Genomic DNA, 21,237 nt, shown 5'->3' with positions numbered 1-21,237 from the left:
CCATCTGTATGAAATCCCGAGCGGCAGCCTCGTTTTCGAGGAAAAGGGCATGCAGGTCGCGGTCGTGGATGCCACCAGCCATGTCCATTACGTCAATGTGCAGGTTGGGCGCATGGCGGACAGCTCGACGGAAATCCTGAGCGGTCTCAAGCCTACCGACCGGCTCATCAACAATCCGCCTGCCGACCTGCTGGAAGGCGATGTGGTGCATGTCGTGACCCCGGCGCGGGGCTATAATGAAAGCGGCTTCGCGTCCGACGCGGACTCCTCCGACAATGACGGGGACGAATGATGATCCCAGCCACCTTCCGACGCCTCGTCCTCACCGGTGGATCAGCCCTTGCGCTGATCAGCCTCTCGGCCTGCGATCTGGCCCCGACTTACAAAACCCCGAACTTTGTCGTCCCCTCAAGCTGGCAGGGACAGGCGCCTTTTGCCGTGGCGACGCCTGCGGATACGGCCCTGCCTGCTGACTGGTGGACCATGTTTCAGGACCCGCTGCTGAATAATCTTGAAGCGCGGGCCACGGCTGATAACGGCGATATCCAGGCGGCAGCCGAACGCTTCATTCAGGCGCGCTCGCTCGTTGTGGCAGCACGGTCCGAACTGCTGCCCCATGCCAGTCTGGATGCGGGAGCTTCGGACAACAAGCAGTCCGCCGACCGGCTGTTCCGCAATGGCGCAACCCTGACGCAGACCAGCGAGGATTATGGGGGGCTGGTGTCGTGGGAGCCTGATTTCTGGTCGTCCATCCGCAACCGCGTGCGGGCGCAGAAGCAGTTTGCCCAGCAGCGTGCCGCCGATTTCGCCATGGCGCGTCTGAGCACGCAGGCCGAACTGGCCCGCGATTATATCCAGCTGCGCGGTTATGACGCGCAGGATGCGATTTATGAGCAGTCCATCGGGTATTATGAGCGTGCCGTCAGGATTACGGAAAATCAGGTCCAGAACCAGGCGGCCCCTCGCCTTGATCTGGCGCGGGCGCAGGCGCAGCTCTACACCACGCAGGCTGCACGGCTGGATATTCAGGCGGCGCGGCAGGTCATGGAACATGCGATCGCGGTGCTGACCAATACGTCGCCGTCGAGCTTCCATATTCCTGCCAGTCCGGAATTCCATTTCATCCAGCCGACGATCCCGACGAACGTGCCTTCAACCCTGCTTCAGCGTCGCCCGGACATTGCGGCGTCCGAGCGTGAAATGGCGCAGGCCAACCGGGAGATCGGCATTGCGCGTGCGGCGTTCTATCCGCATATCGCGCTCAGGCTGAATGGCGGGTTTGAAGCCAACGGGTTTGATCTGGCCAATCTTGCCAACTCGCTGTGGACCTATGGAGCGAGCCTGCACATGCCGCTGTTCGATGGCGGGCTGCGCCGGGCGGAGCTTCAGAGAACATGGTCGGCCTATCGCGAGACCCGCGATACGTATCGGATGAAGGTTCTGTCAGCGTTTCGCGAAGTGGAGGACGGTCTGTCCCTCACCGAGCGTCTGACGAAGGAAAACGCGGCGCTGGAGCAGGCGGTGAAGGCCAATCTCGCCACGCAGAACATGACCATGACGCTCTATCAGGGCGGTGTTGGCACCTATCTTGAGGCCATCGTCAGCCAGGAAAACACGCTGGAAAGCCGCATCCATCAGGTTGAGGTCGCAACCCGGCTGTATCACGCGGATGTGGACCTGATCCGCAGCCTTGGGGGCGGCTGGAACGTGAAGGATCTGCCGACCATGGACCAGACCCTCTCGATCACTCCGCTGCAATACGACAACCTGCACCACCCGAAACCGGTTGGAGACGTCACGGCGTCCCAGCATCCGGAACAGTTCGAAAACCTGACGCTCCCTGCCGAGACCTCCGGTTTTCAGCCCCGAGACCGGATTCAGACTCCCTGATTTATTGAACCAGACCGCGCACCCGGCTTTCCTTTTTTCAATGGAACGCCGGGGCGACAGGACTTTTTGGGGAAATAGTCCCGCCAACTATCCCCCCTACTGGTACAGGCCCGGTGTGGGGTTCCAGCCGGTCAGGAGGTGGCGGCCGATTTCTTCGTGTTTCCATTCCACGGGATCGTGCAGCGAGAGTGTTCTTGCGTCGCGCCAGTAGCGGTCGAACCCGTACGTCGCATCCGTTACGCGCGCACCGAGGGCTGACATGAGGTCTGATCCTGCCCGCAGGGAGGCCCGGGATGCCGAGGAGCGCGCGGCGTAGACGGGGATGGCCACATCCGTCCGCGAGCAGCCGCCATGTTCGAAAACATCCAGCAGTCCGGCTGCTGTCCGCGCACTTGCGCAGGCCGCGGCCAGTTCCGCGCCGATCTCTCCGAACAGGCGACGGGCCAGAAGATCATCCGCAGCTTCATTCACCCCGGCAGACGCCCAGGGGCGGCTGTGTTCGCGCACGAAGGCCGCCGCCGCCTCCAGCGCGGCCAGTCCGATCCCCACGAGGATCATCGAAAATCCGTTCTGATAGCGCAGGGGCGCATGGACCTGGGGCGCGGACCGGGCGGTCAGTACCGACCATTCCGGTCTGGTCTGGACACGGTCCAGAACGACGCTGCCGGATTCCGTTGCCCGCTGTCCCAGCCGGTTCCAGTCTTCCTCGAAGCTTACGCCCGGCGTTCCGGCGGGCAGAAGGTCCAGACGCATCGACTGCGCGACCACGTCATAGGACGACACCAGCAGCAGGTCCGCGCCCACGGCACCTGTGGCATAGATCTTGCGGCCGTCGATGAGGTGGCCTTCGCCTTCGGGTCGCGACACGACATGCCCGAAATCGACCGCCCGCTTTCCGTTTTCCGCCAGCGCCATGCCGATCATGGCCTGATCCGTACAGATCCGCTCTGCCAGATGGCGGCACATTTCCGGCGTGGCCACGGACAGCAGTTCCCGCACTGCGTCGTCATGCACCTTGTAAATCTGCGCCACGGATGGGTCCGCCATGCCGAGTTCCAGAAAAATCTCCTGTGAGAGCGCCTGCGACAGACCGAGGCCTCCGAGCGCCATGGACAGGGGCGCTTTCATCAGGCCGCAGTTTTTCAGCGCCTGAATGGAGGCGCGGGGATAGCGTCCGAGCCGGTCGTTTTCCGCAGCACGGGGGGTAATTTCGGATCGGACCACGTCTCTGAGGGTTCGGAAAAACGCTTCCAGAGCGGGCGGGATGGAGCAGACCGGCACAAGACTGCGCAGTCCGCCAAAAACATTCTCACAGGAGTGTCGCATCAGTCCGTCTCCGTTTCTGGCTGTTTCGCCGGGCCATCATGCACCCTGCATGGCGTCCGTTCCAGCCGGGCTGGTCGCGGTGCAATCTTCACAGAACTGACGCGCCTCTCTGGACATCGACCCGGATACAAGTTTTCCTGCCCGAACGACGCGCCCCGACCGGGCGTTCATGCGTTACGGCCGTTAACCGACGGCAATGCCCAATGGCGAATGCAAGGATTTTGAAGTAATGGCCCATCTCAGCCCCCTGGCCGGCAAAACGCTTCCCTCCGACCAGCTGACCGATATTCCCGCCCTGATCGCGGCTTATTATGACCGCAAGCCCGACCCTTCGATTGCCACGCAGCGCGTTTCGTTCGGCACTTCCGGCCACCGGGGCTCTTCGTTCCATACCAGCTTCAATGAAAACCATATCCTCGCCATCTGCGAAGCCATCTGCCGCCATCGCAAGGCCGAGGGCATCGACGGTCCGCTCTTCATCGGCATGGACAGCCATGCCCTGTCCGGCCCGGCGCAGAAATCCGCCATCGAGGTTTTTGCAGCCCACGGGATCGACGCCCGGATTGACGAAAATGGCGGCTACACGCCGACCCCCGTCATTTCCCATGCCATCCTGACCTACAACAAAGGCCGCACCACGGGTCTGGCCGATGGTGTGGTCATCACGCCGTCGCATAATCCGCCGTCCGATGGTGGGTTCAAATACAACCCGACCAATGGTGGACCGGCTGATACGGCCATCACCAAGGCCATTCAGGACATGGCCAATGACTTCCTCGCCAACGATCTGAAGGACGTCAAACGCCTGCCTTACGAGCAGGCACGGCAGGAAGCCTGCATCAAGGGCTATGATTTCATCACGCCTTATGTGAACGATCTGGACTCGGTCATCGACATGAAGGCGATCCGCGATGCTGGCGTGAAGATCGGCATTGATCCACTGGGCGGGGCTGCCGTGGCTTACTGGAAGCCCATCATTGATCGCTACGGCCTGAATGCCACCGTCGTCAGCGACGTGGTGGACCCGACCTTCTCCTTCATGACCGCTGACTGGGACGGGCAGATCCGCATGGACTGTTCTTCGCCTTACGCCATGGCGCGTCTGATCGAGATGGGCGACCGTTTCGACGTTGCTTTTGCCAATGACACCGACGCGGACCGTCACGGCATCGTTGCCATGCCCGACGGGCTGATGAACCCGAACCACTATCTTGCCGTGGCGATTTCCTACCTGTTCCGGAACCGCCCGGACTGGAGCCCGGAACTCGGAGTTGGCAAGACGCTCGTCAGCAGTGGCCTGATTGACCGCGTGGCAAAGGACATGGGCCGCAAGCTCGTTGAAGTGCCGGTCGGGCTGAAATGGTTCGTCCCGGGCCTGATGGATGGCTCGCTGGGCTTTGGCGGTGAGGAAAGCGCGGGCGCCACGTTCCTGCGTCGCGACGGCACCGTCTGGACCACCGACAAGGATGGCCTGATCCTGGGTCTGCTGGCAGCGGAAATTACGGCCAAGACCGGCAAGAACCCGAGCGCCCATTATCACGAGATCATCGCTCGCCTCGGCACGCCCTATTACGAGCGCATCGACGCCGCCGCCAATCCGGAGCAGAAGGCCAAGCTCAGCAAGCTCACGCCCGAACAGTTCCCGCTGGAGACGCTAGCGGGCGACAAGATCATCAGCAAGCTGACCCGTGCGCCGGGCAATGACGCGCCGATCGGCGGCCTGAAGGTCGTGACCGAGAACGGCTGGTTCGCCGCCCGTCCGTCCGGCACGGAAGATGTTTACAAGATCTACGCCGAAAGCTTCGTCAGCGAGGAGCATCTGCGCGCCATCCAGCAGGAAGCGCAGGACGCCATCTCCAAGGTTTTTGCTTCTTAAATCACGCCTCTCCCCGGGACATGACGCATGTCCCGGGTCACACCTGCCTGATCGCGCGCCTGCGTCTCCGCAGACCGGCGACTCCCCTTTTCGACTCTGAAAACCTGTCCTGCGCCCTCTGAAGGCGCGACCCGATCCTCTCCTGCGGTGAGAAAATCCCGCATGGCTGGACGATCGGATTTTCTGCGCATTTTCAGCGGTCTTGCATTTCCTGCCCCCCCTCCCGGTCCCCGGTTCTGCCGCTGAGCCTCACACCCATGTGATGCTCGCGCTCTGGTCATCATCCGCGATTTGGATAATACCCGTTTCTGGCACTCGGTGTCATATCTTGACAACAACCTGTTTCTCGACAGTCTATCTGTTTTCAATCCGGATAAAGGACGAAATGGATGTTGAAGATCGGCCATAATCCCGTGGGGTACTTTTCCCCACGACATGATCTTCGTCGCTCCATTATTCCATCCGGGGCCGCGTATACTGTCCTTTTCCAGCATAAAATCCAGAAACAGAGCCTCTCACGCCCGGACGCCCTGCGCCCTGTCGCCTTCTCCCAATCGGTAACGAGGTAAAAATGGCCTACGCAACGACAAATCCCCTTACTGGCGAAGTCCTCAAGACCTTCCCCAACGCAACGGATGAAGAAGTCCAGGCAGCCCTCTCCGAAGCGCATGCGGCTTTCGAAAGCTGGCGCGACACCCTCTTTGCCGAGCGGGCAAAGATCATGAATGCCGCCGCTGCCATCCTGCGCCGCGACATCGACAAATACGCCCGCCTCGGCACGCTGGAAATGGGCAAGCTGTTCACAGAGTCGAAACTGGAGATCATTCTCTCCGCCGAGATCTTTGAATATTACGCCAAATATGCCGAAGAACTGCTGAAGCCCGAGACGCTTCCGGTCGCCAATCCGGCCGAGGGCAAGGCTACGCTGGTTCACGAACCTCTCGGGATCGTGCTGGCCATCGAGCCCTGGAACTTCCCGTTCTATCAGGTCGTGCGCATCATCGCGCCGCAGCTTTCGGCCGGTAATGCCGTGCTGCTCAAGCATGCATCCAACCTGCCGCAGTGTGCCGCCATCTGCGAGGACCTGATGAACGAGGCCGGACTGCCCAAGGGCCTGTTCCGCAACCTCTATCTTGCCCGTCCCCATACGGAAATGATCCTGAACGATCCGCGCGTCTGCGGCGTGGCGCTGACGGGGTCCGAAGGGGCTGGCGTCATCATCGCAGGCACGGCCGGCAAGGCGCTGAAGAAGGCTACGATGGAACTCGGCGGCGCCGATGCCTTCATCGTGCTGGATGATGCGGACGTTGAGAAGGCCGCGAAATGGGCCGTCATGGGCCGCCACTGGAATGCCGGTCAGGTCTGCGTTTCGGCCAAGCGCATCATTGTCGCGGATGCGATCTATGACCGCTTCCTGGAGCTCTACAAGAAGGGCGTTTCCGAGCTGAAGGCCGGTGATCCGATGGACCCGTCCACCACGCTTGCCCCGCTCTGCTCGCAGGGTGCGGCGGATGATCTGCGCAGGCAGGTCGAGGAAGCCAAGAAGCATGGCGCGACGGTCGAACCCATCGGCGCTCCGGTTCCCACGAAGGGTTCCTTCTTCCAGCCGCTGCTGATGACCAACCTGCACGAGAATAATGAAGCCCGTCACTGGGAATTCTTCGGCCCGGTCACACAGCTCTATCGCGCCAAGGACGAGGCCGATGCCATCCGCATCGCCAATGACTCCCCCTATGGTCTGGGTGGTGCGGTCTTCACGAAGGACGAGAGCCGCGGTGCGCGGGTGGCGTCGAAGATCCGCACGGGCATGGTCTACATCAACCATCCCCTGATCCCGAAGGCCGATCTTCCGTTCGGCGGCATCGCCCGTTCCGGCTATGGCCGCGAGCTGGTGGGGCTGGGGATCAAGGAGTTCGTGAACCACAAGCTCATCAACATCGTGGATATCGACGCCCCGATCTGAGGACAGCGGGGATGTGCCGGGAGACTCCTTCCCGGCACATCCCGCCCCTGGCACATCACGTTCATTTGAGTTCTTTACTGAATTCCGGAAAGAATTCGCCGGTCTTTATTACAGTCACCTGAATATGATTTTCGGCATATCCGGAATTCCCATAACAGTCTGTGCGGACTCTGCCGTTTAATAAGCGCGTTTACTACCGCCATGCGCGGTAAACGTCTCTTCCCTCGTGTCTTTTTCTGTTGCCCACCCCCTGAACGGAGGCCTGAAAACCGATGGCGTCTCGATCTGAAATTCTGATTGTCGGTGGCGGTGTTGCCGGTCTTTCCCTTGCAACCCGCCTCGGCAAGTCGATGGGAAAATCCGGAAAGGCGCGCATCACGCTGATCGACAAGAGCTTTTCCCATGTCTGGAAACCGATGCTGCACTGCTTTGCCTCCGGCACGGTCAGCAACGAAAACGACAAGGTGAACTTCATCTCCCAGGCCAGCGGACACCATTTCGAGTTCTGGCCCGGCGAGGTTGCCTCCATTGACCGCGAGAACCGCGAGGTCGTTCTCAGCCCGCTTCTGGAAACCGACGGCACCGTCATTCTGGAAAGCCGGCGCATGAAATACGACACGATCGTCATCGCGATCGGCAGTACCGCCAATGATTTCGGCACGCCCGGCGTCAAGGAACACTGCATGTCCATCGACAATCTCGTGGACGCCAATGCGTTCAACGAGAAGTTCCGGATGGAGCTGCTCCGCGCCTTCGCCAACAATTCCGAACTGGACATCGCGATCGTCGGCGGCGGGGCCACCGGTGTGCAGCTCGCCGCCGAGCTTCACAAGGCGCTGGAAATCGTGGGGCCATACAACCTGCATGCTTTCGGCAAGGCCCCGCCCAAACTGCATGTCACGCTGTTGCAGTCCGGCCCGCGCATCCTGCCCGCTTTTCCGGAATCCGTCTCGGCGGCAGCCCAGCAGGAACTCGAACATATCGGCGTTACCGTCCGCACCAATGCGCGCGTCGCGGCGGCCGATGAGCATGGTTTCACGCTCAAGGACGGGTCCTATGTTTCGGCCAAGCTGCGCGTCTGGGCGGCTGGCGTCCGAGCCCCTGAGGTCACGACTGCCTATGGTGGCCTGACGATCAACAAAACCGGTCAGATCCTCGTCAATCCGAACCTGTCCTCCATTGATGACGAGCGGATTTTCGCCATGGGAGACTGCTCCTTCATCCAGGACGATCCCCTGCCCGCCACGGCGCAGGTTGCCCGGCAGCAGGCCCGGCATCTGGCGCGCCATCTGCCGGCCTGGATCGAGCATGGCCAGAAGGTTCCGGGCTGTATTTTCCACAACAAGGGCGCGATCGTGGCTCTGGGAAAATACAATGGCTGGGCGGCTCTTCCGGGCGGTACGGTCTGGGGGGGAGGCATTTCGCACGGCTTCTCGGCGCGGATGGCCCATCTCATGCTCTATCGCCAGCACCAGATCGAACTGTTCGGCTATTACCGGGGGCTGATGTCCTTTTATTCCGACTGGGTCGAGACCTTCGTCCGGCCTTCCGTGCGGCTGGACTGAGCATCATCCGCGCCTGAGGAACCCGCCTGACAGCAAAAAAAGCCCGCGGCCTACGCCACGGGCTTTTTGTCCTAGAAGTCCGCCCGTACGCTGCCGAAGAACATCCGGGGTGCTCCGATCTGCATGGACTGGTCCGTCAGCGCGCCCGAGGCGATATCCGCCGGGTTACCGTTCTGACCCATCGTGGAAATGTAGCGCTTGTTCGTCAGGTTGGAGCCATTGAACGCGACCGTCAGGTTTTTGATGGCGCCCAGATAGCGATTGTACTGCTTCATGTTTCCGAAGCTGTACTGCACGCCCACATTTGTCAGCCAGTAGCCGGGGCTTTTGACGTCTCCCATGTAGCTGTAATTGCGCGTTCCGGTATAGCTTCCATCGGCATAGGCCGTCATGCCGTGCCATTCGTAAGACACGCGCCCCTTGTACATGAAGCGCGGATAATTGACGATCTGCTGGCCTTTCGTCGCGTAGACCGTGGAGCCGCTGACAAGGTTCTGATCATAGACGCCATGGTTGTAGCTGACGGAGTTGGTCAGCGCGAAACCGCGGAACGGCATCAGCGTCAGGCCCGCATCCACACCGTTCATCGTCACCCCGCCCACGTTCGAGACGGCCGAGATCGGGTTGACGACCGGCCCTTCCGTGATCTGCTGCAGGCGGTTGTTGTAGTTCGTGCAATAGGCATAAACCGTCGCGGCGACCAGTTTGCCCGTGTAGCGATAGCCGATCGCATAGGTCCAGGCCGTCTCGGGGCGGATCGAAGACTTCGTATCGTCATAGGCGGTCTGGGAGACGGCAAAGGGCGAATTCGAGAGCTTGTAGCCGGACTGCGGATAGGTCCGGGCATTTTCCGAAATATCGAAATACAGCTCGTGATCCTTCAGGAAGTGCCAGTCCGCGCTGATATGCGGCAGGAACGGCTTGGCCACAGTGAGGCTCTCCCCGCTCGTGATGGCAGCACCGGCGCCGTAATAGTCCTGGTTCAGATAACCGTCGCCCACGCGCGTCGTGCTCAGCAGGGACTTGAAGCCGAAATGCAGGGCCAGGTTCGGCAGCACGTTGTACGTGTCCTGCACGAAGGCCGTGAACGTGTTGGTGTTGTAGTTCTGGTTGAAGATCTGTGCGAACGGATCGCGCCACTGGGTCAGCGGATCATGCACCTTTCCCTGAACCACACCATTCACGACCGCCGGCTGCGCATAGGCGTTCATGGGCGACATGTAGCTGTTGTTCTCGTACCAGACACCCGCGCCGATATGATTGCGCGCGATATCGTAATGCAGTGCCGAGACGATACCGAAACGTCGGATTTCCGGCTCTTTCAGCAGTTCGCTGACCGGCGATCCCGTAGGTGACGGATAATATGGCGTCGCCCAGGAGGTCTGGTTTCGCTCGCCATGCCCGTAAGCCGTGGTGTTCCAGGTCAGACGGTCTGTCAGGCGCAGATCGGCCTTGATGCCGCCGAACGTATCGACCGTATTCGCGCTGCCATCATAATAGGCTGCATCCTCCGGATCATCGAGCGTGCCGATCTTTCCCGAATAGATCCCGTTCGCCGCGTTTACGGCTGCGATATAGCCGGAATTGCTGCCGTTCTCGTAGCTCGGCAGGCCATAGCCCACCCGGTTGATGATCTGCGGCGAGACATCCGGGTAGGTGTTCTGGTGCAGGTCGCTCCAGTCGAAGAACGCAGAAATCGAGCTGTCATGGCCGATTGGCTGCACGAGTTTGGCGTTCACCTGCTGCATGAACTGCTCGCCATAGCCCTTCCACATCCCGCTGTCGTTGCGCATGTAGGACGTGTAGAACTTCGTACCGCTGGAATTGAGCTTCCCGCTCTCGAAGCGCAGGAAGGTGTGATAGGTGCTGTAGCTGCCGAAACCCGCCGCAGCCGTGCCGCCCATCTTGTCCGACGGGGTCATCGAGACATAGCTCAGCCCGCCGCCCAGATTGTTGCTCGCGGCCATGCTTTCCGCACCGGCTGACTGCGACACGTCAATGCGCGCCACGTTCTCCGACGAGATCGCCATGATCGGGTTCAGACCGTTATAGTTTCGGAACGTCATTTCCCCGAGCGGCATTCCGTCGAGCGTCATGCCGATTTCCTGCTGCTGGAAGCCGTGCATGAAGACCTGCATGCTCCATGTGTCGAGGCCCTGGGCATCGCCGGACTGGAACACGACGCCCGGAAGCTGGGCGATGACCTTCATCGGATTGGTCCCGGCCGGTGCTTCCGCCAGCATTTTCTGGCTGACCGTCTCGACCGTGCCCCGTGGTGGATGCTGCGCCACGACGGCCATGTTTTCCGCACTCTGGCTGACATAGGGCCCGGCCTGACGATGCACGTGTGGAGCCGGAGCCGCGGCCCGGGGGGCATGTTTATGCGCAACGGCCGGATGACGGGTCGCGGCCATGAGGGACGGAGAAAAAACGGCAGACAGCATCGTCGTCACCGAAAGTGCGAAGTGCAGGACGCCGGATCGTTTACACATAGACAGTCCACCTGAGCGGGCTAGCAGGGATGGCGCGGAAACGGGTTCGGATCAGTATCGGAAGTCGGAAGTTGATCGTTCCGGGACAACACCGGGCCCGATCCCGGAGGCGGCACGATATGCGCTGCGCAACCGGACGGCAAGCGTCCTGATAAACCCGGCCTTCAGGCGGGCTGGCTCTCGCGGATCAGGCGATGGATGAAGGCCAGCTTGTGCATGATCCCGGCGGTCAGCACGAACGGATAGAAATCCGCCAGCCCCATGGAGCGGTTCAGACTGTTTACCGCATAGGTCAGCGGCAGCCAGGCCTGCATGATGTCTTCGAAGGGGGCTTGCGTGTACGGGTCACCCAGTGTGCGGCCCGAGGCATGGCCGATCCCGGGCACCCGCGGATCCACGCTCACGCCGAACGCACAGGCTGTCTCCAGCGTGGAGACGATATGCAGGTAATGCGCCCAGGTCTCGGCAAAGTCCTCCCAGGGGTGGGACGTGGCGTAGACGCTGACATGGCTGTCCTGCCAGTCGGGCGGTGTGGGGCTGTCGTAATAGACCTGGAGCGCCTTCTGGTAATCCGCGCGGTCATCGCCGAACACCGCCCGGCACTCGTCGAGGCGTCCGGCGTCGCGCACCAGCACATTCCAGTAATAATGCCCGATTTCGTGCCGGAAATGCCCCAGAAGGGTGCGGTAATACTCCCCCATCTCAACGCGCATGCGCTCACGCGACGCATCATCGGCTTCGCGCATGGCGATGGTGATGACGCCGTTGGCATGTCCGGTCATGACGGAGGATGAGCCGTCCGGCGCATCGTCGAGGAAATCGAACACCAGTCCGTTTTCGGGGTCCTGACGCCGGTCCTTCAGCGGCAGTTTCAGGCGCAGCAGCGTGTAGAACAGGCGGTGCTTGGCGACCTCGATCTTCCGCCAGCGCTCAAGATTTCCGGGGATGTCGAGGTTCGGGATCGTCCGGTTGAACCGGCAGGCCAGACAGAACGACCTGCCCCCTGTCGCATCCGGCGTCGTCAGCCAGTTGCAGACGTCATCGTCATGATTGGAACAGTACAGGACCTGTTCGTGTTTCACCGATGGCTCCAGCGGATGCCACAACCGGTCCCCGGCCGGGTCCAGCGCCGTCAGCAGCGACTGCTCGGGCAGATATCCGACTGCACGGCGGCAATGCTCGCAGACCGTATTTTCAAAAAAGAGGATCTGGCCGCAGGACTGGCACTCAAAGAGCTTCATGGGATCGCATTACACCGGGTTGCCCGATCATCGCCAGTTCCGGGGCCAGTTCCGGGGCCTCGCGCCCGGACAGAAGGGGCTCCGCGCGCATCGTCACGTCGAACGTGGCGCGGCAGCGGTCCAGCATTCCGGAAATGGGCGCGGCTTCCTCGGGCCGGCCAGCCACCGCCAGCGGAATGTGACGCTGCGCCACCACCAGCCCCGAGGTCGTATCAAAGCCGATCCAGCCCTCTCCGGGGATCCAGGCTTCGGCCCAGGCATGCAGATCGCAGTTCAGACCCTCGGCGGCATCCGACTGGATCAGGTAGCCGGACACGAAGCGCGCCGAAAATCCCAGATGGCGCAGAACCGTCACCAGCAGCCACGCACTGTCCCGGCACGATCCGCTTTGCCGCTGCAGCGTCTCTTCGGGTGTCCAGACTCCCGGCTCAAGCCGGCGCTGATAGGTCAGGTGCTCCGCCACGGCGCGGTTGAGATCCGCCACGGCTTCCGAGGTCTTTTCCGCTCCCGCCATCCGCCAGGATTCGACGAAGCGCGACACCTGCGCGCCGGCCGCGTCCACATCGCGATAGGCGGTACAGACCGGCGCTTCCGCAAGCGCGGACAGGGTTGGCCGGGCGCCCAGATCCACGTCCATGCGGACCGAAACGTCGAAGCCCGTCACACGCTCCGGGACCCGCACTTCCGCCACCCGGTTGCCATAGGCATCCTGCCGCCAGGTTACGTCCACGTTCTCCGGGGAGACCTCGAGCGCGTAATCGCGGATCGCGGATCGCACCCGCGGCACCGGGCACAGGCGCACGGTCTGACGCCCCAGGAAGACGGGCCGGTCATACTGATATCGGGTCTGGTGGCGCAGTATGACGCGGGAATTCATGCTCAGGCGGCCCTGTGGAAACGGTTTCAGATACTCGTATTCAGACACGTGATTTTCGGGCCATCCCGTTCCGGCAACCATTGGGTCTGACAGCAGTCGAAACATTACCCTATCAGTCTTCCCGGGAACCGCAACAATTTCCGCCGGACTTTTCCCGGTCCGTCCAAATGGAAAATTTCACGCTTGGCAAAGCGCTGGAATCTTGCTCCGTTAATAAAATATCGTAATGAACCGGCACGGCTGATCGGGTTTTCCATCGGCACAGGGCCGGCGATGAACAGGGTTGTGAGGCAGAGAATGAACAGGCCGGTTTTGCAGTCTCCCAGTCCCGCTTCTGCCAGCGCTTCTCCGGCCAGTGCTGCTCCCAAAAGTGCGGCCGGGATGTTCGCTGCCTATGACACGCCGGATTTTTTCTGCGAACTCATGAACCGGACAGATGCGCTCCCCTCGAGCCTTCAGACCGTTCGTGACCGTCTCGCGGGGTTCGATCTTGCCGAACTGCGCCATCGCACAAACACTGCGGAAGCGCAGCTCTATCGTCTGGGCATTACTTTTACGGTCTATTCCGACCGCGAAGCGATCGACCGCATCCTGCCTTTCGACATAATCCCCCGTGTCCTTACGGCTGCGGAATGGGACCATATCGACCGTGGCGTGCAGCAGCGCGTCAAAGCGCTCAATCTGTTCCTGCGGGACATCTATCATGAGCGCCATGTCCTGCGGGACGGCATCATCCCCGCCGATCTGGTGCTCAACAATCCGAATTACTGCGAAGCCATGGTCGGCGTGCGCGTGCCTGGCGACGTCTATGTCCATATCAACGGGACCGATCTGATCCGCGACCGCAGCGGGCGTTTCATGGTGCTTGAAGACAATGCCCGCACGCCATCGGGTGTGTCTTATGTCATCGAGAACCGGCACATGATGCTGCGGCTGATGCCGGATCTGGCGTCGGGCATGCCTCTGCGATCGGTCGAAGAATATGGGCTGAGGCTGCACCAGACGCTGTGCGAGGTCGCACCCGAGGGCGTGAGTGATCCGCAGGTCGTGCTGTTCTCGCCGGGTATCTATAATTCCGCCTATTTCGAGCATGTTTTTCTGGCGCGCGAGATGGGAGTGCCGCTTGTTGAAGGGCGGGATCTGATCGTTGAGAACCATCGCGTCTATATGCGGACCGTGGCAGGACTTCGCCCGGTCCATTCGATCTACCGCCGCCTGAACGACGAGTTTCTGGACCCGCTGGCCTTCAACCCCGACAGCATGCTCGGCGTGCCGGGGCTTGTGGAAGCCTATCGGCGCGGGAATGTCACGCTGGCCAATGCGCTCGGAACCGGTGTGGCGGATGACAAGGCCGTTTATGCCTATATGCCGCGTCTTATCCGTTACTATCTGGGCGAAGATCCCATTCTCGACAGCGTACAGACCAATATCTGCGCCGAGGAGGAAGGTCTGGCCTATACGCTGGCCAATATGGACAAGCTGGTCATCAAGCCGGTTGGCGAGTCCGGCGGCTATGGTCTGCTGATCGGCTCGCAGGCCACGCAGACCGAACTGGACGAGTTCCGCGCCAAGCTGCTGGAGGACCCGTCCAACTATATCAGCCAGCCCGTCATCGATCTGTCCGTCTCCCCGACGCTGTGTCCCAGCGGGGTCGAGGCGCGGCATGTGGATCTCCGGCCGTTCGCCCTGACCGGACACAACACATGGGTTCTCCCCGGCGGACTGTCCCGCGTGGCCCTGCGCAAGGGCTCGCTGGTCGTCAATTCCTCTCAGGGCGGCGGCTCGAAAGATACATGGGTGATGGCCCGATGACACAGACCGGCACACGTTTTCCCGCCATGCTCGCCAATCTGAACATGCTGCTGTCGCGCTATGGCGAAAGCATGATGTGGCTTGCCCGCTACATGGAGCGGATCGAGAACCTCGCGCGTCTTCTGGAAGTCACGGAAGCCTTTGTCCGCAACCCCGATGGCAGCCCTGGCTGGGATTCGATCCTTCAGATCAATTCGGACGAGGAGTGCTACGCCGCGATCTATCCCCTGCCCGCGACGGAAGAGAACATCCTCGCCTTCTACATTACCGAAAGCGCGAACCCGACCTCCATCCGCGCCATGGCGCACATGGTCCGCGAGAATGCACGCTCGGCGAGGCCGCTGATTTCCACCGAGATGTGGATGCAGCTCAACGTCTTCACCCGGAGCATGATGGAGCTTTCCACCCCGGACATCCGGCGCCATGGCCTATCTGGGCTATGCAACCGCCTCAAACAGGACTGCCAGACCCATTTCGGCATTACCGAAGGCACGCTCTACCGCGATCAGGCCTGGCTGTTCTATCTGCTCGGGAAATATCTGGAGCGCTCCGATCAGATCACCCGCCTGATCGACATCCGTTATCATACGCTCCTCCCCAGCGGGGAGACCTCCGGCTCGCAGATGGACATCACACAGTGGGGTTCCGTCCTGCGCTCGGCAGCGGCGTATCACGCGTTCCGACGCCTACAACCCGTCACGACCACACCGGCCAATGTCGTAGGTTTCCTGCTCAAAAACGAAGGCTTTCCCCGCTCCCTGATGCTCAACCTGCGTCAGGTGGACAATACGCTCTCCGCGCTCTCCACCCATTACAATCTGCGCCATCAGTGCAGCCCGCTTCAGGAGCGCATCATCAATCTGCGGGCCACGCTTGAGGACCAGACGGCCGAGGACATCATTTCCCGCGGGGTGCATGAATACATGACCTATATCCAGGACCAGCTGGCGGCCCTGCAGGCGGAAGTTTCGGTCACATTCTGGCCCGCGGCCCCGGTCATGACGCGTGAGGAGACGCTCACCCCGCAGTAAGAGCACTCTCCACAGGCGGGGACACGGCCGCGATCTTCAGCGTTACGCCCGCGTCGCGCAGCATTGCGGCGTAAGCGGGATCAATGCCGTCATCGGTGATCACCACGTCGAACTCGGAAAGTAACGCCAGCCGGCTCATGGCCGAGTTGCCGAACTTTCCGCTGTCCACCAGAAGCACGCGGGCGTCCGCCACCGCCATCAGGGCCTGCTTGGCGCGGATGACTTCCTCGACCTGATGATAGGCCGTCAGGCCGTGGATGGCAGCAGCGGAGACGAAGGCCAGGTCGATGCGCATGGACATCACGCTCTGTTCGCAGACCATCCCCACGAAGGCTTCGAATGTCGGGCTGTACCGTCCGCCCAGACCGATCAGGCCGAGCGTCTCGCAGGCTCCCAGACGCGTGCCGAGCCCCAGGCTGTTGGTCACGACCGTCAGCGGCGCGATGGCGGAGAGGCTGTCTGCCATCGCCCGTACCGTTGTGGAATCATCGAGCGCCACCGTATCGCCCGGACTGATCAGGGAGGCTGCGAGCGCGGCGATGGCCTGTTTCTGCGCAACGGCCTGCCGCGCGCGGTACACCACGCTCCCCGATGAGCTTGCGCTCGGCAGGGCCGTGATGTCCGGCCCGATCCGGCGGAGCAGGCCCTGCGCGGACAGGGCCAGAAGGTCCCGGTTGATCGAGGCCCGGCTTAGCGAAAACCGCTCCAGAAGATCTCCGACCGGCACCACGCCCCGCTCCGTGACATAGTCAAGGATCCCGCGCCGGCGGCCAGACAGAACCTGCCCTTCCACGAGCACGGCATTCATCAGGCATCCACCCTGGCAGAGACCAGCGTGCTGACGCTGTCGATCAGTTTCATGAAATCCGCAGGCTCCCAGCCTGCGCGGCCGATCAGCACGCCATCCACATCCGGCAGGGCGACATAGTCGCGGATATTGGCCTGCGACACGCTGCCGCCATAGAGCAGCGGGATCCGCACGGTGCTGTCGGGGCCGGTGATGTCCTGCATCACGGCGCGCAGTTTCGTATGGATCTGCGACACGAACGGGGCTTCTGCCGGGCGGCCTGCCGCACCAATGGCCCAGACCGGCTCATAGGCGATCAGAACCCGGGCGAAATCCTCCTGCGACAGCCCGTGCAGTGCGATTTTCGCCTGCCGGGCCAGCGTTTCCTGCGAGACCCCGAATTCGAACTCGTCCAGCGTATCGCCGATGCAGACCAGCGGCTGCAGACCGTGCTTCAGAGCCGCGCGGACCTTGAGGTTCACCGTCCAGTCCGTCTCGCCGAAATGCTGCCGGCGTTCCGAATGGCCGATCACCACCATGGACGCGCCGCATTCGGCGATCATCGGCGCGGAAATTTCCCCGGTCCAGGCGCCGCTGTCTTCCCAGAACATGTTCTGCGCGCCCACGATCATGGGGCTGTCCTGAAGGACCGCGCTCACGTCTTTCAGAGACGTGAACGGCGGATTCACGAAGGTCCGAACGCCCTCGGGGGGACGAAAAGCCGCAAGGGCCCGGGCCGCCGCAACGGCTTCGGCGGGGCCCTTGTTCATTTTCCAGTTCGTCCCGATCCAGACGGTTTTCTGATCCACGGTTAACCTCACGACAGGGTTTCAACTGGCCGGGCACTCATGCCGATTCTCCCGGATCCCGACTTCTCCGGAATATCTTTACCGCTAAACCATAACAGAAAAAATGGCACCCGTCCCATGAATAACGATACATCTCTCCGCCCCTGAAACAGGGCCCGGGGCGTGGACGCTTCTCAAGTAAAGCGTCGTGTTGCCAATCGGGTTCCAGGCCTCCATATAGATGTCAGAATATTGCAGGTCCTGCCGGGACTGATCCTGACCGGTGTCAGCCGCCCGGCCCGTGGAGACCTGTTTCTGGCAACGGAGCGCTCACATGACCCGCGAAACAGCTGCAACGGCCTTTCTGGCAGCGAAAAACATTCCCTTCAGCGTGCATGATTACGAATACGCCCCCAATGGCGGGCTGATCGGGATGCAGGCGGCCGAGGCCATCGGCGTAGCACCCGAAGACGTGCTCAAGACGCTGGTGGTCGAAGTGGACAAGAAGCAGCCGGTCTGCGTGGTGGCCCCGGCTCATCAGCGGATGAACCTGAAGAAGGTTGCGGCGCTGTTCGACGGGCGCAATGCGCGGATGATGAACCCCGAGAAGGCGCAGGAACTGACAGGGTTCCAGTCCGGCGGGACCAGCCCGTTCGGTTCGAAAACGCTGATCCCCGTGGTCATCTCGCAGGACGCGATGCCGCGCGAGCATGTCTATATCAATGCGGGCGGTCAGGGTTTTGTCGTGCGGATCACGCCGGCGGATGCCCAGCGCGCCACGGATGCCAAAGTGGCTGATATCGCCGCGGACTGAGCGGCGTGACCGCTTCTCCCATGGCGCTGGACAATGCCGCGACGCACAAGCTCTCCCCTGAGCTTGCGCTGTCCGGGCCGCAGACGGAGCTGCTACATCGGGTGGTGTCGTTCTGTGAGCGGCATCAGGCGGATGACAGCGCGCTCTTCGTGATCGAAGGTGCGGCGGGGACGGGGAAGAGCGTGGTCCTGAACGCGATCTTCAATACGCTCCAGACCCGGGCGCGGAGTGGCGTGGCGGATGATCCGCTGCGCGGTCTGCGGAACATGGTGATCGTCAACCATCCGGAGATGCTCAAGCTCTACCGCAATATCGCGGCCACCATGCCCAATCTGCGCAAGAGCGATTACGAGCGCCCGACGACGTTCATCAACAAATCGGCCAAAACCGGCAAGCGCGCGGATATCGTTCTGGTGGACGAGGCGCATCTGCTGCTGACGCGGCCGGACCGTTACAACCATTTCGCGCAGCAGAACCATCTGGAAGAAATCCTGCGCTGGGCGCGGATCGTGGTGGTGGTGTTCGATCCGTTGCAGGTCCTGAAGTTCAAGAGCCACTGGTCCACCGATCTTCTGGAGAGTTTCCGCAAGGGGCGCCCTTCGGAGACGTTCCATCTCGACACGCAGTTTCGCGTTTCGGCCAGTCCCGCAACATGTTCGTGGATTGATGCGCTGGGCCAGGGCGAGATCCTGCCGCGGCCGGAAGATCCTTCTTTTGATCTTCGCATCTATGATGACTGCGCGAAGCTCTATGCGGATCTGTGCGCGTGCAATTCGAAATACGGTCTGTGTCGCCTGCTTTCGACCTATGATTATCCCTACACGCTCAACGGTGAGGATCATTTCATCACCGAAGGCGATTTCCGTCTGCGCTGGGACCGCTCCCTGCCGAGCGAGAAACTGCCTTGGGCCGAGCGTCCGGATACGATCGACGAGGTGGGGTCCGTCTATACGATCCAGGGGTTCGATCTGAATTATGCAGGCGTCATTCTCGGGCCGTCGCTGTTCTATGACGCGAAGAACGACCGGATCGGGGTGCGGCCGGAGCGTTACGAGGACAGCGCGGCGTTTCAGGGGCGCGACGGGATTGCGACACCGGAAGAGGCGAAGAAGCGCGTCATTCTCAATGCGCTGAACGTCATCCTTACACGCGGCATCCACGGGCTGTTCCTGTATGCCCATGATCCCGCCCTGCGGGAGCGGCTGCTGCGAACCTGACCTCTGTGCTCGCGTTTGCGTGAGTTGTCATCATGCGGCCGCTCTGGTCCTGTGCGGCAAAGGAGATTTCAACCATGCCCCGTCAGACACTTCTGGCCCTCACTTTCAGCGCCGGTCTCGCCGCGCTGTCCGCTGCGTCCCCTGCCCTCGCCGCCCAGACGGTGGACAAGGGCACGCTCCCTTCGGGCAATGTGCAGATCATCGGGCGGTTTTCCAACGCCCAGCCGTCCGGCATTGCGGTCCTGCCCGATGGCCGTCTGGTGCTGGGCTTTCCGCGCAGTGCGCATGAACATTCCGGGCCGCGTCTGGCGCTCTATGCAAACGGAAAGCTGACGCCCTTCCCCGATGCGGCCGCGCAGGAGCAGTTTGTCTCCCCGCTTGGCATGACGGTTGATGCGAAGGGGCAGCTCTGGGTTCTGGATGAAGGTATGCTCGCGGGAACGGGGACTGTTGCGGGCGCGCAGAAGCTCTTCCGGATCGATCCCGCCAGCGGGAAGATCGCTCAGGTCATTCCGCTGGGGGCGCCGGCCCTGCTGCCGGACAGTCACGTCAATGACGTGCGCATCGATCTGACGCATGGTGCGGCGGGGACGGCGTTCATCACCGATACGTCCACGGATGTGCATCCGGCGCTGGTCGTCGTTGATCTGGCGACGGGCCATCAGAGGCGTATTCTGGCCGATACGGTGTCCGTGATGCCGGTGCAGGGTTTTGTAGCCGTCATGGATGGTGTGGCCGGGCGTTATGATCCGAACCATGCCGTCGTGCCGCAGGGTGGTGTGAACGGTATTGCCATCAGTACCGACCAGCAGACGCTTTACTGGCAGCCACAGACCAGCCGACGCCTCTATTCCGCCCCGACCGCCGTGTTGTCCGATCCGAAAGCCAGCGAGGCGACGCTGGAGCGGGCCGTGAAGGATGAAGGCGAAACCGGTATGGGCGATGGCATGGCGACCGGGCCGGACGGGTCGCTCTACATCACGGATGACGAGCGTCATGCCATCCTGCGCCGCAAGCCGGATGGCGAAATCTCCGTCGTGGCCCATGATCCGCGCATGACAGAGCCTGATGGCCTGACTTACGCCAATGGCGCGCTGTATGGCACGATCGGGCAGTGGGCACGACTGCCGGTTTTCCATGGTGGCAAGGACCTTGAAGTCATGCCGTATATCGTTGTGAAGATCGCCCCTCTGAACTGAGGGCGCGCAACGTCGGGGGCTTTACCAGCCTTCCGGCGTCAGCCCCATTCCGCCCGTACCGGTGCCGGTCATGGTCCCCAGACCGGACTGCAAGCCGGACTGGGGGCCAAGGCCGTAATTTCCCCCGCCGCCGAAACCTGTTCCGACGCTGACAGCGCCATGGATCTTGTGGTCCGGCCTGGTGGTGTCTTTCTGGTTGTCCGAACCGCTGGTCGCGAGGGGGCGCAGCAACGCCGAGCGGCTGTCGGCCGGTTGCGGGCGCGGATGGGAACATCCCGCCAGACCTGCCAGAATCATCACGACAAAAATCCGCTGTGTCACACGCTGCTCCTTCCCGGACCGGGGCTGATACGGGGCGT

Annotated in this window: 16 protein-coding genes and 1 pseudogene; 10 read left to right on the top strand and 7 right to left on the bottom strand. The window is 61.7% G+C overall.

The window, feature by feature from the left end; genetic code table 11:
* Both GOX01_RS00905 and GOX01_RS00900 read left to right on the top strand, forming a co-directional pair.
* Positions 1–292: pseudogene (locus tag GOX01_RS00905) on the top strand (efflux RND transporter periplasmic adaptor subunit); the annotation flags it as partial.
* Positions 292–1,890 carry an efflux transporter outer membrane subunit gene (locus GOX01_RS00900; protein WP_062269328.1) on the top strand — a complete coding sequence of 533 codons (1,599 nt, stop codon included), beginning with the start codon at positions 292–294 and terminating at the stop codon, positions 1,888–1,890. The pseudogene GOX01_RS00905 and the gene GOX01_RS00900, both read left to right, overlap by 1 nt.
* A 96-nt stretch (positions 1,891–1,986) precedes the next feature.
* Here the strand turns inward: GOX01_RS00900 and GOX01_RS00895 are convergent, their stop codons facing one another.
* Entirely contained in the window at positions 1,987–3,216 is a 1,230-nt protein-coding gene (locus GOX01_RS00895; RefSeq protein ID WP_024716545.1) for an acyl-CoA dehydrogenase family protein, read from the bottom strand.
* A gap of 229 nt (positions 3,217–3,445) precedes the next feature.
* Here GOX01_RS00895 and pgm point away from each other — a divergent pair, with 229 nt between their 5' ends.
* The 3 genes from pgm to GOX01_RS00880 all read left to right on the top strand — a co-directional run bounded on the left by pgm (position 3,446) and on the right by GOX01_RS00880 (position 8,620).
* Positions 3,446–5,092 carry a phosphoglucomutase (alpha-D-glucose-1,6-bisphosphate-dependent) gene (pgm, locus tag GOX01_RS00890; RefSeq protein ID WP_131973769.1) on the top strand — a complete coding sequence of 549 codons (1,647 nt, stop codon included), beginning with the start codon at positions 3,446–3,448 and terminating at the stop codon, positions 5,090–5,092.
* Positions 5,093–5,663: 571 nt separating this feature from the next.
* On the top strand, positions 5,664–7,055 hold the full coding sequence (locus GOX01_RS00885) for an NAD-dependent succinate-semialdehyde dehydrogenase (RefSeq protein ID WP_024716546.1): 1,392 nt from the start codon (positions 5,664–5,666) through the stop codon (positions 7,053–7,055).
* Positions 7,056–7,327: 272 nt separating this feature from the next.
* Entirely contained in the window at positions 7,328–8,620 is a 1,293-nt protein-coding gene (locus tag GOX01_RS00880; protein ID WP_024716547.1) for an NAD(P)/FAD-dependent oxidoreductase, read from the top strand.
* Positions 8,621–8,691: 71 nt separating this feature from the next.
* On the opposite strand, the gene GOX01_RS00875 is transcribed toward GOX01_RS00880, so the two are convergent.
* The 3 genes from GOX01_RS00875 to GOX01_RS00865 all read right to left on the bottom strand — a co-directional run bounded on the left by GOX01_RS00875 (position 8,692) and on the right by GOX01_RS00865 (position 13,230).
* Positions 8,692–11,112: a TonB-dependent receptor gene (locus tag GOX01_RS00875; RefSeq protein ID WP_081107051.1), complete on the bottom strand. Its 2,421-nt coding sequence runs from the start codon at positions 11,110–11,112 to the stop codon at positions 8,692–8,694.
* Positions 11,113–11,276: 164 nt separating this feature from the next.
* Positions 11,277–12,353 (bottom strand): zinc-binding metallopeptidase family protein, encoded by a 1,077-nt coding sequence (locus GOX01_RS00870; protein WP_024716549.1) that lies wholly within the window; start codon positions 12,351–12,353, stop codon positions 11,277–11,279.
* Entirely contained in the window at positions 12,340–13,230 is an 891-nt protein-coding gene (locus GOX01_RS00865; RefSeq protein ID WP_024716550.1) for a transglutaminase family protein, read from the bottom strand. Before GOX01_RS00865 ends, GOX01_RS00870 begins: the two co-directional genes overlap by 14 nt.
* A gap of 381 nt (positions 13,231–13,611) precedes the next feature.
* Between GOX01_RS00865 and GOX01_RS00860 the strand changes: the two genes are divergently transcribed.
* Together GOX01_RS00860 and GOX01_RS00855 are read left to right on the top strand one after the other, a co-directional pair.
* Entirely contained in the window at positions 13,612–15,042 is a 1,431-nt protein-coding gene (locus GOX01_RS00860) for a circularly permuted type 2 ATP-grasp protein (RefSeq protein WP_062269325.1), read from the top strand.
* A complete protein-coding gene (locus GOX01_RS00855) occupies positions 15,024–16,073 on the top strand; it encodes an alpha-E domain-containing protein (protein WP_174787464.1) in 1,050 nt (349 codons plus the stop codon). The genes GOX01_RS00860 and GOX01_RS00855 overlap by 19 nt, the downstream gene beginning before the upstream one ends.
* Here GOX01_RS00855 and GOX01_RS00850 read toward each other — a convergent pair.
* A complete protein-coding gene (locus GOX01_RS00850) occupies positions 16,060–16,881 on the bottom strand; it encodes a DeoR/GlpR family DNA-binding transcription regulator (RefSeq protein ID WP_024716552.1) in 822 nt (273 codons plus the stop codon). The two genes, GOX01_RS00855 and GOX01_RS00850, sit on opposite strands and share 14 nt — an antisense overlap.
* Positions 16,881–17,669: a triose-phosphate isomerase gene (locus tag GOX01_RS00845; RefSeq protein WP_024716553.1), complete on the bottom strand. Its 789-nt coding sequence runs from the start codon at positions 17,667–17,669 to the stop codon at positions 16,881–16,883. Before GOX01_RS00845 ends, GOX01_RS00850 begins: the two co-directional genes overlap by 1 nt.
* 313 nt (positions 17,670–17,982) lie before the next feature.
* Here GOX01_RS00845 and ybaK point away from each other — a divergent pair, with 313 nt between their 5' ends.
* From ybaK to GOX01_RS00830, 3 genes are all read left to right on the top strand, one after another.
* Positions 17,983–18,462 carry a Cys-tRNA(Pro) deacylase gene (ybaK, locus tag GOX01_RS00840; protein WP_024716554.1) on the top strand — a complete coding sequence of 160 codons (480 nt, stop codon included), beginning with the start codon at positions 17,983–17,985 and terminating at the stop codon, positions 18,460–18,462.
* A gap of 20 nt (positions 18,463–18,482) precedes the next feature.
* Positions 18,483–19,679: a DUF2075 domain-containing protein gene (locus GOX01_RS00835; protein WP_011252072.1), complete on the top strand. Its 1,197-nt coding sequence runs from the start codon at positions 18,483–18,485 to the stop codon at positions 19,677–19,679.
* 74 nt (positions 19,680–19,753) lie between these two features.
* Positions 19,754–20,878 (top strand): SMP-30/gluconolactonase/LRE family protein, encoded by a 1,125-nt coding sequence (locus tag GOX01_RS00830; protein ID WP_024716556.1) that lies wholly within the window; start codon positions 19,754–19,756, stop codon positions 20,876–20,878.
* A 21-nt stretch (positions 20,879–20,899) separates the two neighbouring features.
* On the opposite strand, the gene GOX01_RS00825 is transcribed toward GOX01_RS00830, so the two are convergent.
* Complete coding sequence (locus GOX01_RS00825) at positions 20,900–21,199, bottom strand: hypothetical protein (RefSeq protein ID WP_024716557.1); 300 nt, start codon at positions 21,197–21,199, stop codon at positions 20,900–20,902.
* Positions 21,200–21,237 lie beyond the last annotated feature (38 nt).

The organism is Gluconobacter oxydans (assembly GCF_006539685.1).
Taxonomy (GTDB): Bacteria; Pseudomonadota; Alphaproteobacteria; order Acetobacterales; family Acetobacteraceae; genus Gluconobacter; species Gluconobacter oxydans.
This window is presented reverse-complemented; position numbering and strand designations above follow the sequence as displayed.